At 37.5% G+C, this 14,776-nt stretch carries 8 protein-coding genes; 1 reads left to right on the top strand and 7 read right to left on the bottom strand.

Features of this window, described 5'->3' with window-relative positions; genetic code table 11:
* The first annotated feature begins 93 nt into the window (after positions 1-93).
* On the top strand, positions 94-966 hold the full coding sequence (locus WYK_RS19070) for an SDR family oxidoreductase (RefSeq protein ID WP_040376039.1): 873 nt from the start codon (positions 94-96) through the stop codon (positions 964-966).
* 1,268 nt (positions 967-2,234) lie between these two features.
* Here WYK_RS19070 and WYK_RS19065 read toward each other — a convergent pair.
* The 7 genes from WYK_RS19065 to WYK_RS19035 all read right to left on the bottom strand — a co-directional run bounded on the left by WYK_RS19065 (position 2,235) and on the right by WYK_RS19035 (position 14,389).
* Positions 2,235-5,192 (bottom strand): autotransporter outer membrane beta-barrel domain-containing protein, encoded by a 2,958-nt coding sequence (locus WYK_RS19065; protein WP_040376038.1) that lies wholly within the window; start codon positions 5,190-5,192, stop codon positions 2,235-2,237.
* Between the two features lie 1,187 nt (positions 5,193-6,379).
* Positions 6,380-7,420: a LacI family DNA-binding transcriptional regulator gene (locus tag WYK_RS19060; protein WP_040376037.1), complete on the bottom strand. Its 1,041-nt coding sequence runs from the start codon at positions 7,418-7,420 to the stop codon at positions 6,380-6,382.
* Positions 7,421-7,496: 76 nt separating this feature from the next.
* Positions 7,497-9,158, bottom strand: coding sequence for an alpha-glucosidase (locus WYK_RS19055; RefSeq protein WP_040376036.1), 1,662 nt, complete (start codon positions 9,156-9,158; stop codon positions 7,497-7,499).
* 92 nt (positions 9,159-9,250) lie between these two features.
* A complete protein-coding gene (locus WYK_RS19050) occupies positions 9,251-10,783 on the bottom strand; it encodes an alpha-amylase family glycosyl hydrolase (protein ID WP_040376035.1) in 1,533 nt (510 codons plus the stop codon).
* 39 nt (positions 10,784-10,822) lie between these two features.
* Complete coding sequence (locus WYK_RS19045; protein WP_040376034.1) at positions 10,823-11,665, bottom strand: sugar ABC transporter permease; 843 nt, start codon at positions 11,663-11,665, stop codon at positions 10,823-10,825.
* The gene (locus WYK_RS19040; RefSeq protein ID WP_051387715.1) at positions 11,665-12,978 is read right to left on the bottom strand and encodes a carbohydrate ABC transporter permease; all 1,314 of its coding nucleotides are present in this window, start codon (positions 12,976-12,978) and stop codon (positions 11,665-11,667) included. The genes WYK_RS19045 and WYK_RS19040 overlap by 1 nt, the downstream gene beginning before the upstream one ends.
* Before the next feature lie 118 nt (positions 12,979-13,096).
* On the bottom strand, positions 13,097-14,389 hold the full coding sequence (locus WYK_RS19035) for an extracellular solute-binding protein (RefSeq protein ID WP_040376033.1): 1,293 nt from the start codon (positions 14,387-14,389) through the stop codon (positions 13,097-13,099).
* Positions 14,390-14,776: the final 387 nt, after the last annotated feature.

Here is a 14,776-nt window from a genome sequence, read left to right as displayed (position 1 = left end):
CTAACTTTTTTTCATTATCTAGGTATTTCCATGTTTTATTTTTTCAAGAGTGAGGAATAACAAAATATAGATAAAAAATTGGAGGGATTATGTATGAGCAGCAATCAAAAACAAGATAAACAAGGTTTTCCACCACAACATCAACAACATCAACCGGGTACTGAAACCAAAATGACTCCTGAACCAGATTCTGTCAGAGAATCCTACCAGGGCAGCGGCAAATTAAAAGGAAAAACCGCCATTATAACTGGCGGCGACAGCGGGATTGGCAAGTCAGTAGCGATCTACTATGCAAAAGAAGGCGCAGATGTTGCCATCGTTTATTTAGATGAACATGAAGATGCTAAGACTACAAAGGAATTGATCGAAAAAGAAGGTCAAAAATGCTTACTACTAGCTGGTGACATCGGTGATGAAACCTTCTGTCAGGACGTCATCAAGCAAACCCTAGAAACATTTGGGTCACTGGATATCCTAGTCAATAACGCGGCTGAACAGCATGTACAGCAAAGCCTGACTGACATTACTGCTGAACAACTAGAAAAAACATTCAGAACAAATATTTTCTCCATGTTCTATCTAACAAAAGCAGCATTACCTCATCTAAAAAAAGGAAGCAGCATCATCAATACAACATCCATTACAGCGTATCAAGGTAATCCAACCCTGATCGATTATTCATCAACCAAAGGCGCCATCCTTTCCTTCACACGTGCCCTCTCCAACTCCATATCCAAAGATGGCATTCGTGTAAACGGAGTTGCACCAGGACCAATCTGGACACCACTGATCCCTGCATCCTTCTCAGACGAAGAAGTAGCCAAGTTTGGCACAAACACCCCAATGGGACGCGCAGGACAGCCAGAAGAACTAGCAGGAGCCTATGTATACCTAGCAAGTGAAGACGCATCCTACATCAGCGGACAAGTTATTCATGTAAATGGCGGAACTGTTGTGAATGGGTAAGTAAAAAAATAAAGAAAAAAAACGGGTAGCTTATTGGGTCACTATGACTTGGTGAGCTGCCTGTTTTTTTTGAATTTTAATACGATGGCGAATTGCATCATATTTGGTTGAACCTATTTTACCTACCTAGTTTACTTTTCATAGTTTTTGTAAAATTACTATCTTCAACTAAAATTCCGGTTATTAGATTAAACTTTAATATTTTTGATAATTTCCCTGGATATACTCGGTTTAAAATATCTTTTTTTACAATAATATTGGATATGATAAATGTTCCATTTTCTTAACTTCCATATCAAATATGAAGCGAACGTTGCGGAAATTATAAACAATAATAAAATAAGACTAGGAGATGTAATTATTGGGATTCCTTACATGTTAGATAACGATTGGTCTTTTAGCCAGAGGATTTACTTAGATGGGATGGACTTTTATTTACTGGTACTAGTCATTAACTTTTGTTCAAGAAGCAGGAATTAAACTAGCAAATTATGAAAAAAAAAAACGAAAGGTACCTGCTCAAACAATTTAGTCATTTAAAAGGTTTAGCTAATAATTTCAAATTGGAAATGCAAATACACTAATCAAAGAAAAAGATGATACTATTAATAATTTAGAAACTAATAATTTAGAGACGCAAATTTCTTATTTGAGTAGTGAAAAAAGATATTCTTACAGAACAGGTAGCTACTTACAATCAGAGATCGGTAGATTAACAACAATTCTAAATGAGTCTAAAGAAAAATTAGTAGCTACTCATACCGCTATGATTGCTAAGACATCGGAAAAAAGTAGTTGGACTTGCAACAGCTAATGAATAAATAGCAGCATTAGAAACTGATAAATTAGTTGCTGAAGAAGAACATGTTCCAAAAGTCAATAAAGAAATAGCAGATCACGGCGCTGTTGTCAATCAAGTGAAGACAAAGACTACAGGGGATGTTCACTTAAAAGATAAGGAAGTTTAAGCAAAAACCTCAATGCGCTTGGAGATAAGCAAATAACTATCTTTCACTCTCATTCTATTGAAGTTTAGTATTCCCAGATATTCCCTAACAAAGCATATCAGAAATTACAGATATACAATTAGGAGTAAAGTTAAGTAGAAGTAAATGAATAAAAGCAGAAAAACAGAAAAATCAAATAGCCTGTATCAATGATTACCTGGTAAACATTGATACAAGCTGGGCGTATTATACTCTCAAGCATATATAGATAAGATAAAAAAAGGCTAACCACAAAGGGTTAACCTTCCTTTTGTTGCTTGATTATTGAATAGTGATATTAACTGGTAGAGACGCTTTGTTACCCTTTCCGTCAGCAATATCTACTGTAGAAAGACCTTTTAATGCAAGACCTTTTGAAACATCTGCAGAAGTCACAGCATCTTCCAAAGTCAATGTTAACGTATTTGCAGCCGATGTTTGAGATGAAGTTGTAACTACATCGTTCGCAGCTACTTTTACTCCTCCAATTAATAATTCAAAGTCATTTGTATCAGCAGTTGTATTAATAACAGCCTCTGAGAATGTCAATGTTACAGTTGTTGGTGAAGCTAAAACAGCTTTAGTCACAGTTGGCTGAACATTTTCATCTAATGTTTCAGAAGTTGTGTAGCTAGTCATAGCAGAACCATTTTTAGCAACAACTCCACTTACTGTTACTTCGTATTCTCCAGTGATATCAACAGTGTTTTTTGCTAAAGTTAACTCTACAATGTAACCATCTGTACTGTTATTTTTGTAGATTTCAGCTTTTTCAACTGTAGAACCTTCTACAGAATAATTAGATTTATTTGTTGCACTAGCAATGTCTAATTCTTTAGAGAAATTAACGCGTAAAGTGTTTGAGTTAACTTTTACAACAGCATTGTCATCATCATTTCCATTAGTTGTATCAGCATTTAATTTTACTGATTGTTGAACTGTTGAAGATCCTACAGTCACAGGTACAGCTTCTTTAAGAACAGAATCATTACCAAAACCATCTTCGACCAATCCAGCAACCAAGTCTACAGTGTAATCTTCTGCAGCAAGTGTACCAAGGTTAATTTTGATAGATTTAGAAACACCACTTACAGCATTGTATAAAGTAGCTTCTCCTTGTGCACCAGCTGTAGCATTTGTAGTAACAGTTGTGCTAGCTTTTTCTCCATTATCTTTAACGTAGTTAAATACAAGAGCTTTAGCAGCAACTGGAGTAACATTTTCGTTGAAATCTACTACTAAATATTTCACATTGCTGATTGTTTGAACAGATGTTGATACTACTGTCGGTTCTACTGTATCAGCATCAAAATTCACAACTTTTGAAAATGCTGCATTTAGGTTTCCAGAGAAATCTACCAACGCTTTTTCTTCAACAGAGATAGTTTGTAAACCAGTTACAGCTGTGATTCCAGTAACATGGATAACTGATGCATCTGTAGCATCAACTGTAGCTTTTGAAGTTACATCAGTAGATCCAACTTTGATTGTTCCTACAGTACCAGAAGTAAGATCAGCTGCTACTGCTTTTGCTACCGATTCAGACAATTTAATATCAAAAGAAGTAGCTGATATTGGAGTAACTGATTGTACTACTGGAGCAGTTACATCACTATTATCTTTATTAACTGTTACTGCTACTGGATTTGGAGTTGCCAAGTTACCTTTTGCGTCTTTAATTCCAACAAATGTAACTGTAGCTTGTTTATTGGCTGTTAAAGATGCAAGGTTAATATCGATATATTTGTTGCCAGCTGTAAAGCTAGTGCTAACAGATGCAGAAGTACCATCTGAATAAGAAGCATTGAATGTACCTTCAGATGAAAGTGGCTCTGAGAAATTAACACGAGCAGTCTTTGCATTTGGATATGTTACACTAGTAACAGATGGTTTAACAGTATCATTGGATGAAACAACACCATAGAAACCAGCTAATTTTTGATCTGCTACCGTTTCAATAGCATCTGCTTTAGTAATTACTTCATAGCGTCCATCAAAGAAAGTGTCCGCAGTAATAGTTAAAGTTTTTCCATCTTCGCTTAGTGAAGCAGCTAATCCGTCTGCTGCAGCAACTGCGTTAGCAACTACATTATCAGTTGTTAATTCGTTTATAGTGAATACTCCATCAACTAATGTATCAGGTGTACCTGTTTGAATTACAGAAGATTTCTTAATTGCTTTGTTGAATTTAACTTCAATTTGTTTACCATTAACTGCACTTACTTCTTTAACTACAGGAGTAGCAAATTCGTAAGCAGCTTCTTTACCGTTTACAGAAACTTTACCGTCTTTACCTTCAAGACCAGCAACTGTAAGTGTGTAAACTTCGCCTTTAGCATCTGATTTAACTTCAGAAGGAGTTACAGCAGTTCCATCAACTAGTACTTTGAAGTTTTTAGCAGTTAGATCAGTTTTAGCTGTTTCTAATGTTACTTCAACAGTTTTGTCAGTAGCTGCTTTTACTTCTTTAACTGCAGGAGTTTTTAATTCTTCGAATTTAGCATCGTTTTTAGCAACTACTGCAGCTAAAGTTGTAGCTAGTTTAGTAGTTTTAGTTTTAAGCGCATCTGCTTCTGGTTTAACTTTGTTGATTAGTTCTTCAGTTTTCACAAGATCTGCAAATTTGCCAGCTTCGATTTCTTTATAAGCATCGTAAACTTTCAATTCGTCGTTTACAGAGTTAGAAAGTTCAGTTGCTGGAGTTGCGTATTTTTCTAGTAGTAAGTTACGAACGTCTGGTCCGTAGATTTTTGCTACTGTTGCTTTGAAAGCATCAACATCTTTAACTAATGTTGCTTTAGCAGGTACTACATTTTTAGCTTTTCCAGTTTCAACAGCTTCGTTGAATGCTGTTTTAGATGGGTTAAGGTTTGTGTTGATTGCAGCTAGGTATGCTTCTGCACGATCAAGGAAGTATTTTTTAGTGTTTAATTTTTTAGTGAAAGCAGCTTTTTTTGTTTTGCTTCCGCCGTTTTTAGCGATTTCTTTTTCAGCTGCTGCATAGTAATCTTTAGCTAATTTAACTTCGTTTCTGATTGTTGCAGTTTTAGGAAGTTTGTTTTCGTTCTTAGCTGTTTTGTGGTAAGTATCGTAAGCTTTCGCCATTTGGTTAGTTGCTTTTGTGATTGCTTTATCAACTGAGCTTGTTGCAGCCTCAGATTGTGTTGGTGCTACTGCTACGAATGCTGATGCGGCAATTGCAGTTGCCGTTGTAATTTTAATTGCTTTCTTTTTACTCATGTGTGTTGTAGTTCCCCTTTCGAATACCTATCAAGTAGGTTTAAATCTTATATAAGTACCATTAATTAGCGTGTAACATCTAAAATACTAAAAAGGTACAAATCACAAAAATTAAATGGACATTAAAAGTAGTTTGCTATTTCGACAAAAGCCAGAGTGAAACTAAATAACTAGTTCCATAAATGTTATATCGGTATAAAGCGACAATTATTTAGTGATAATTAACATTTTATTTTTTTCCCTGTGTCGTAAGCCCCCTCCTTTATCCTTTAATATCTTCATTATACATTATTTTGATTAAATTAACACATTTTTCTTCAATTGGTTTCAAAGTTTATCTTAAATTATACATAATTATGATAAAATTTACCATATTTTTCTTCTATTAGCTAAAATTTATGAAATCATTCTTGTAAATCTATTAAGTATCATCTTGGATTAACCTTGATAGAATAGGAATACGACTATATTCCCAGTTGTTTTATCCTAGATAATTTTTCTCACTCTTGTTGATCCATGCTGCGAAACTAGTTAGATTCTCCGTCACTTTATCATTTTCTTTATACAGACATGATCGAATATACTTAAAAATGAAATATAGGTAAATTTATACAATAAAAAAACAATATTGTTTTCTAAGCATAATTTTACATTTTATTCCTAAATTAGCATTACTTACCAATAAATATCCATAGTAAGACGTGCGTCTTTTATAATAGAAGAAACACGTTCTTCCGCCACACAAACCTACCAGAGAGTTAGCACAACTCTCTGGTCAGTTTGTAGACAAAAGAGGTGCGGAATGGTTCAATCCGTACCTCTTTTGTCATTAACACATTTCATGGAATTTTCCCTGCTTATCACTTGTGTTCTACTTAATAATCTTTGATTCTTCCTGTTCGAACGGATTCGTCGGAAAGCGTTTGGACTAAAATCCATATTAAATTTAGAAAATCCGTTGATTGGAGTGTTGGCGTGAAGACTCCTGCGGGAAAAGCGGGACAGGTGAGACCCCGCAGGGGCGTAAGCATTGATGCCGCTCACCGCCCGCCAGCGGAAAGCGAAACGCCTGGAACGGAAATCAACAGCCGCATTTTAAAAACTAAAAGAAGACTGTAGACAAACTCGATTTCCACCCGAGTTTGTCTACAGTCTGACCAGAGAGTTATCACAACTCTCTGGTTTTCTTATTTATGTGCGATCAGCTTGTTTTCTACTCTTTCACAAGATAGTCGTTCGACAAGTTGATGTGGAATGATAATTCGTTTTACAGGTTCATTGTCGTTCTCCAGCATTTGGATTAGACTTCTAGCCGCCTGGTAGCCCAATTCAAAAATGTTGATATCAATAGAAGTTAAAGGGGGTCTCGACATATCTGCTAATAAGACATTATTAAAGCTGATGACTGATACTTGCTCTGGCAGCTTAATATCCATTTCAACTAATGTATTCACGACCCCGAGCGCCATAATATCATCTGTGACGACAAATGCTGTTGGCGGTATGTCTAATGATAGGAGTTTTTTTACGGCATCCTGTCCGCCTTCTCGATGAAATTCTTCGTGAATGATATATTCAGGCAGGATTGGCAGCCCATTTTCGCGCAAAGCTTCCTTATATCCTAAGAGTCGTTCGATGGTTACCACTAATTTCTCACTGCCTCCAATAAAACCAATTTTGGTATGTCCAAGACCCAGCAGATACTCAGCAGCGTCTCTTGATGCCCGGCAATTGTCATTATCAACATGAGTGATTTCTTCCGCACATTCATAAGGCTTTCCAACAACGAGGAATGGAAAATGCCGTTCTCGTAAATAGTTGAGCACTTGATCGTTCACACGCGAGTATAAGAGAATAATTCCGTCTACCCTTCCTCCTTGGACCATGTGTACAACGCCTTCAAAAATTTCTTCTTCGGTCTTTCCTGTACTCATTTGAAGGGCATACTGCTTTTCATGTGCGCCTTCACTCAACCCCTGAATTACAGTCGAGAAAAATGGGTTTTGAAAGAATATATCCGATGATGGAAAGACAAGACCAATAACTTTAGTAGATTGGCTTGCTAGACTTCTAGCTATTAAATTCGGATGATACCCAAGTTTTTTCATTGCTTCCCGGACACGGAGCTTTGTTTTTTCACTGATGCGGGGATTATTAGCAATTACTCGTGACACGGTTGAAGGTGCGACATTTGCTAATTTTGCTACATCCTTAATGGTAACCGCCATCGAGTTTCTCTCCTCTCCAAAAATCAACCTATTTTCCAAGAAAGGCGGAGTCATCAACATGATCTCCACCTGTAAGTTATTCGTATAGATATACTCTTGTTTCAAATGGTTTAAGTGAAACAAAACTCGTTACTTCATTTGAACAATCTTGATAATTGGCTAGCAGCAACGTCGACTGGCCCTCTGGCAGCGTTGGCAAAACAATATCAGCTTGTTTATTTCTAAAATTACAAATGACTACAGCCAACTGGTTTGCAAGCGTCCGTGTGTACACATACACATCTTCATCATTTTCAAGCCATAACTGATATTCCCCATATACAAAAACTGGATGTGTTTTGCGGATATGAATCATTTTTTTATAAAAATGATAAATGGACTCTTCATCCTCAAGCTGACTCGCAACATTAATTACTTGGTAATTAGGGTTCGTTTTCATCCACGGAGTGCCCGTTGTAAAACCGCCGTGCTCATGATTCGTCCACTGCATAGGGGTTCGTGAATTGTCTCTCCCCTTACGCCAAATAATTTCCATTACTTCACTTTGAGGACGACCCTTTGCCACTTCAATGTCATAGAAATTCTTCATCCCAATGTCATCATAATCAGTTATCGATTCGAATTGAACATTTGTCATGCCAATTTCTTGGCCCTGATAGATAAAAGGGGTACCCTGCATAAGAAAGTAACAAGCGCCAAGCATTTTCGCACTTTCTTTCCAGTAAATTGAATCATCTCCCCAGCTTGATACACTGCGAGGCTGATCGTGGTTTTCTAAGAAAAGCGCATTCCAGCCTTTGTTATATAAACCGTCCTGCCATTTCGTCAGTGTTCTTTTTAAGCTGAGTACATCAACAGTGTGATCGACTTCTTTATCCCAAAGAGAAAGATGCTCAAATTGAAAAATCATGTTAAACTTCCCGTTTTTCTCTCCAACCCAATCCTCAGCCTGACCTATACTCACACCATTCGCTTCTCCAACAGTCATGATATCGTACTTAGCGAACGTCTCCTCCTTCAACTCATGAAGGTATTGATGGATTCCCCCTTGATTTGTATGCATATCAAATGCTTCGACATATTTTTCGCCATTTTCAGGCATGTCAGGAAATCCTTCGCGTTTTTTTATATGACTGATGGCATCGACACGAAATCCATCAATCCCTTTATCCAGCCACCAATTCACCATCTTGTAGAGGGCTTGTCGGACATCCTCATTTTCCCAATTCAAGTCAGGTTGTTTAATCGCAAATATATGCATGTAGTATTGATGGGTATTGGCATCGTATTCCCACGAGCTGCCGGAAAAAATACTTTCCCAGTTATTCGGCTCGTGATCCCCTTTGCCATCCTGCCAGATATACCAGTCACGTTTGGGATTATTTATTGCTGAACGAGATTCAATAAACCAAGGATGCTCATCACTTGTATGGTTGATCACTAGGTCAAGAATTAACTTCATTCCTCGTTTGTGTACCTCTGAGAGTAAGGTATCAAATTCCTCCATCGTACCGAACTGACCCGAAATAGCTTGGTAATCGCTGATATCATACCCGTTATCCGCATTTGGCGATTTATAGAATGGACAAATCCAAATAACGTCAACTCCAAGCTCTTTTAAGTAATCCAGTTTTGACCTAACACCCTCTAAATCCCCTATGCCATCTCCATTACTATCCATAAAGCTCCTTGGATAGATTTGATAGCTGACTGCTTCTTTCCACCATTTTCTTTCCATATGTACCCCTCCCAAACTCTTTGTTGCATCGTCTTTCACCATTTGTTTGTGTGAAAGTTAGGCTGCCTTGTTCGAAAGGGGGAATTTATCTGCTATTCCTTACGTTTAGCTCGTTTTATAAGCATGACGATGAAAATAGCAAATAGGACAAGAATACCGGCTATCGCAAATAAAAACGTTTTATTTATACCCGTTTTATCAGTAAGAGCGTATATCTCTGACTCTTCTCGATCTATAATAATCTTATAGGTGTCTCCCTCACTACGAACCAAGTCTCCTTGAAGCAAGCCCTTTAACTCTTTATCCTTCTCAATCATCCCTTTTTCAAGTACAACTGTTTGTGTTTCTTTTGTATTATTTAACGCAACGACAATGGTCTCATCTTGGTAGGTACGTGTGAATACCGCCATCCCGTCTTTTTCATAAAGCAGCTTTGTATCCCCTCTTGTAAGGGCTGGCAACTCTGCTCGTAACCTGCCGAGTGTCGTAATATATTCTATTAATTCTTTATCTGTTCTAAAATCCATTAGTTTTCTATTATCTGGATCTTCTCCGCCATTTAAGGCAATTTCGGATCCATAATAGATAATAGGGATACCCGGTGTTGTATACATATAAGCTAATGACTGCTTCCAGCGTGTTCCTGGATGATTATTATTAGCTGCAGCCAAGCTGGTAAAGCGAGACATATCATGGTTATCAATGAATTGACCGAGTAATTCAGGCTTATTAAACATCGTTTCGTTCCGTTCTAGATTAGAAAAAAGCCAACTTAATGATTGGTCTGTCTTTTGAAAAGCAGTCCGCTGACTGTCATTTTGTGCAAAGTCCATAAACCCATCGATTCCTGTATCCTGATAACTTGCAATAACAGCCGGATCTTTATCCCATACTTCACCAATTAAAAAGAAATCTTTTTTCTCTTCTTTCACAGCACTCGCAAACTTTGTCCAAAAGGTTTTTGGAACATGTTTAACCGTATCAAGACGGTAGCCATCAATATCCGTCTCATTAATCCACCACTTAGCCGCATCAATTAGATAGTCGCTTGTTTCTGGATTATCCTGATTTAAATCCGGCAGATTATAAATCCAGCCATTTTCAACTTCCTCTTGATCTTTCCAGTTAGTAATTTCTTTCTTTTCGTGGAACCAATCTTTTTTCTCTGGATCACTTACAAAAGGATGATTGGGTCCTACATGATTCACGACAAAATCAAGAATAACTTTGATATCACGATCGTGTGCTTCTTTAACTAAGGTCTTAAATTCTTCTATAGTTCCAAAATGTTCTTCTGTTTTATAAAAGTCATTAATCCAATAGCCGTGGTAACCGCCTTCTTCATTGTCAAAGATAGGTGTCAGCCATATGGCCGTGAATCCCATATCCTTTAAATAATCTAATTTCTTTGTAATGCCTGCAAAGTCTCCCCCGTTATAAGCAGTTAGATCGTCTACGTCGAGATTTTTATCGTTCTCACTGCTGCCGTTATTAAAACGGTCAACCATAATCGAGTAAATAACTTCATCTTGCCATTCTCTTCCTTCTTTTTCAGCTGCACCTGTTGGCATGGCGTAAAAAAGAAGAAACGGAATTAAAACGACTAAAAACACGCTTTTTTTCATTACCGTTCCCCCTACTTAAACTTCTTTACGCCTTTAAGATTAGCCTTTTGTGCCCCCTGCCGTCAAACCCGAAACGAAATATTTCTGGAACATTAGGAATAAGCCGGCAATTGGAAGAGCAATTAGAACAGAACCTGCAGCAAAAGTCGTAAATTCATTTCCAAATTGCTTAGCAACCATTTCGTATAGCCCAACACCCATGGTGAATTTCTCTTCCGAGCGAAGTAAAATTCGGGCGAGGATGAAATCACCAAATGGAGCAATGAAGGCAAAGAGTGCGACAACCGCTACGATTGGTGTTGCCAATGGCATAACAATTTTTCTAAAAATAAGGAAATGCCCCGCCCCATCCATTTTCGCTGATTCATCAAGCTCTTTTGGAATGGTATCTAAATATCCCTTCATCAGCCATGTACTCATTGGAATTTGGCCGCCGACATAAACAAGAATTAAACCTAAATGAGTATCAAGTAATCCAGTCCGGTTAGCTAAAACAAAAATAGCAATTAAAGCCGCAAAGTTAGGAATCATTTGCAGGACCAAGAACGTTAACAATCCATTCTTCCGTCCGATGAATCGGTAGCGTGAAAAGGCATATGCCGTACATGATACGGCAATAACCGCTAAAATCATTGTTGAGATACTGATTTTCATAGAATTGAAATACCAGTTTAGATAGTTTGATTTTTCAGTATCAAATAAGTATTGATAGTGAGCTAACGTTGGATTTTCAGGAAACATTGAAGAGCCTGAAAGACTTTGTCCCGGGTTAAAGGAAGAACCAATTACCCAGAGGAGTGGGTATACCACAATAATTATAGCCAAAAGAAGGAGCAGATATGAAACAGTCAAACGGATAATTTTACTTGTTTTTACACTCATCACATCGTATCCTCCTCTTGGAATGATTTTGTTCGTTTAAATTGCCATAGGGCAACTGTTACTACGACTAATGACAGCAACATCGTAATGGCCGCCGCCTTCCCGTATTGAGCAGATGTCATCGTCAGCTTATAAATCCACGAAATTAAGATATCCGTGCCGCCGGCATTTTGTCCTGGTAATGCTGGACCTCCTCCATTAAAGAGGAAGATGACGTTAAAGTTATTAAAGTTAAAGGTATACTGGGTAATCATGATCGGTGCGGTAGCAAAGAGAACCATTGGCAGGGTAATGCTGCGGAACTTCTGCCAAATCGATGCTCCGTCTACTGTAGCAGCTTCGTATAATTCTTCTGGAATCGACTGCAATACTCCCGTAGTCATGGCAAATATGAACGGAAAGCCCAGCCAAGATTGAATAAGAATCAGTGCGACCCGAGACCACATTTCTTCTGTCATCCATGGAATGGTATCAATTCCCAGCGATGCAAGAATTCCATTATTAATGACCCCAAATGTTTCATTGAACATACCTGAAAAGATCAAGATTGAGATAAAAGCCGGAACTGCCCATGGCAAAATTAAAAAGGTCCGAATAATTGCTTTTCCTTTGAGATCCTTTTGATTAACGAGAATGGCTAGGAATACACCAATTGCGACTTGCAGAGTAGTTGCTCCGAATGTCCACACAATGGTCCAGCCGAGAACACCAAAAAAGGTTTTTCTCCAAAGATCTAAACTGAAAATATCAATATAGTTTTGAATGCCTACCCAATCAACAAGCTTCGCTGGTGGTGAATGGTATAAGTCATAATTAGTAAAGGACAGCAAAATAACAAATAAAATCGGGAAAATAACTACAAATATTAGTAATAGAAAACCAGGCGATATCATTAAGTACGGAAAACCATTGTCTAATAAGTTATGGTATTGTTCTCTCACACTATTTAAAGATAATCCTCTGTCCCGCTTCCGCCCATTATTCAGCGCATCATAAATATTAACAGCATATATGAGCAGACCTATAAGTGCGACAAGCAGTGCGATGATTCCATCTACAAGAAGAAAAACGGAGTGATCCACCCCTGGAATGGTTCCTAAGGTAAAGAGCCCCCAAAAGCCCCAGTTAAGTGTTGAATAAAAGCTGCTAAAAAATGCTACGGTAAGGATTAAGAAAATAATCCCCTTCATAAACTGTTTATTATAAAACTGGCCGAATCCTGGAATAATTGAAAGTAGTGCGGCATTTCGACCATGTTTTGTTTTCAAAGGCGGGATAATTGGTGTTTTAGTTGTTGAAGGTATGCTGTCCATTAAATACAGGCCTCCCTTTCTTCCTAGGAGAATCAGTTACTTTCGTGCAAACGATTGCCTTACTAAGATGGACAAAGGCTGTCCTCTTCTAGAGGAAAGCCTAAGCCCTTAACATTATTTATTTTGCTGGATGATTTGTTTCAATATTTGTTTTAATTGTTTTTACTGCATTATCCATTGCTTCTTTCGGATCAGCTTTACCCGTTGCAATCGTTTCTAATGCGATTTTGGCAGGATCCCATACTTCACCCATTTCTGGAATGTTAGGCATTGGGACAGCGTATTGAGATTGCTCAGCAACTGCTTTTGCACCTTCATCACTTGTAATGATAGGATCTTCAATCACTGTTTTAACTGGTGGAATCTCTTTTGTTGTTTCAAAACGAATTTTCGCATTTTCTTCATTCGTTAACCATTCAACCAATTTAGTAGACCAGTATGGACTCTTCGTGAAGGCCGTTACATGCCATCCTTTTACGCCCATAAATGTTTTCATATGCTCGCCATTTGGAAGAGTCGGCATAGCAGTAACACCAAAATCAATTCCTGCATCCTTCATACTTTGGAATGCCCATGGTCCATTCATAACAGACGCAAGTTTTCCTTCATTGAATAAACCATCTCTTGTTGCTCCACCGCTATCACCAATAATCCCTTTAGGAAAAAGGCCTTCACTATACCATTTTTGAATATAGGCAGCTCCTTCAACTGCGCCATCATTATTTAAGCCAACATCATCACGATCAAGTGCGCCGTCTGTTTCTTTAAATACATAACCACCCATGCCGCCGATTACACCGTGAGCGAAGTAGAAGTCATCCCATTTTGCAATAAAGCCGTATTGTTTATCTTTCGTTAACTCTTTCGCTTTCGCATAGAGATCGTCCATTGTTGCTGGTGCTTCTGGCATTAACTTTTTATTATAAATGAAAACAGGTGTTTCAGTAGCTTTTGGCAGGCCATAAAGTTTACCATCGTATTTCTGTGCTTTTATAGATGCATCAGTAAACGTATTAAGTACAGAATCATCAACTTTAAGTTCTTGAATTAAGGCCTCTGTAACAACTTGACCAATTTGATCATGCGGCAATGTAACAACATCTGCTCCATTTCCAGAAGGACCATCCAAACGTAATTGATCACGCATCTTATCAGCCATATTTAATTCTTTAAATTCAACTTTGATGCCGTATTCTTTTTCAAAAGATTCAATAGCTGGTTTCAATGCTACTGATTTATCAACATCTTCCCAAACAACTAACTTTTCTGGTTTTGCTTCTTCTGTCGCTGTTTCTTTTTCTTTATCGTTCGTTTTACCTGACTTTGCCGGCTCTTCACGATCTGGTCCGCAAGCAGCGAGCAGCCCAACAACCATGATCATCATGGTTACGAGTGTAAAAAGTTTCTTCATCTTTGTGACCCCCTGTAGTTTATGAATCTAGCTTTTAAGTCGGACAATCGTTTGCACAAATGGCAAAACAAACGTAAATATGTAACCGCTACCAAAACAATGCTAGAATCGTTCATCTTTTCATCCTATTACTGTCATTACAGTATTAGCGTTACAAGAACTAAATTCGTTCTTGAAAACGAAAAATGTGAAAGCGATTGCACAACTTATGATTTTATTATACAATTTTCCCTATATTATACAATCTTTTTTTATATTTTTATTTTTATTTTTACGGTTCTTCTAAATCTGGACATATTTAAGCTGCTTTATGTACTAAGATTGTTCATTTTACTAGGTTATTAATCTTGTATAAAATTTACTTCTCTGCTATTTTGTAGATATCAT

It is taken from the genome of Peribacillus psychrosaccharolyticus ATCC 23296, from assembly GCF_000305495.1.
In the GTDB taxonomy this organism is placed as follows: Bacteria; Bacillota; Bacilli; order Bacillales; family DSM-1321; genus Peribacillus; species Peribacillus psychrosaccharolyticus.
This window is presented reverse-complemented; position numbering and strand designations above follow the sequence as displayed.

Bases quoted from the DNA above. Each gene is read 5' to 3' on its own strand.
- WYK_RS19040 (WP_051387715.1), bottom strand. From the start codon at position 12,978: ATGGACAGCATACCTTCAACAACTAAAACACCAATTATCCCGCCTTTG.
- WYK_RS19065 (WP_040376038.1), bottom strand. From the start codon at position 5,192: ATGAGTAAAAAGAAAGCAATTAAAATTACAACGGCAACTGCAATTGCC.
- WYK_RS19060 (WP_040376037.1), bottom strand. From the start codon at position 7,420: ATGGCGGTTACCATTAAGGATGTAGCAAAATTAGCAAATGTCGCACCT.
- WYK_RS19070 (WP_040376039.1), top strand. From the start codon at position 94: ATGAGCAGCAATCAAAAACAAGATAAACAAGGTTTTCCACCACAACAT.
- WYK_RS19035 (WP_040376033.1), bottom strand. From the start codon at position 14,389: ATGAAGAAACTTTTTACACTCGTAACCATGATGATCATGGTTGTTGGG.
- WYK_RS19055 (WP_040376036.1), bottom strand. From the start codon at position 9,158: ATGGAAAGAAAATGGTGGAAAGAAGCAGTCAGCTATCAAATCTATCCA.
- WYK_RS19050 (WP_040376035.1), bottom strand. From the start codon at position 10,783: ATGAAAAAAAGCGTGTTTTTAGTCGTTTTAATTCCGTTTCTTCTTTTT.
- WYK_RS19045 (WP_040376034.1), bottom strand. From the start codon at position 11,665: ATGAGTGTAAAAACAAGTAAAATTATCCGTTTGACTGTTTCATATCTG.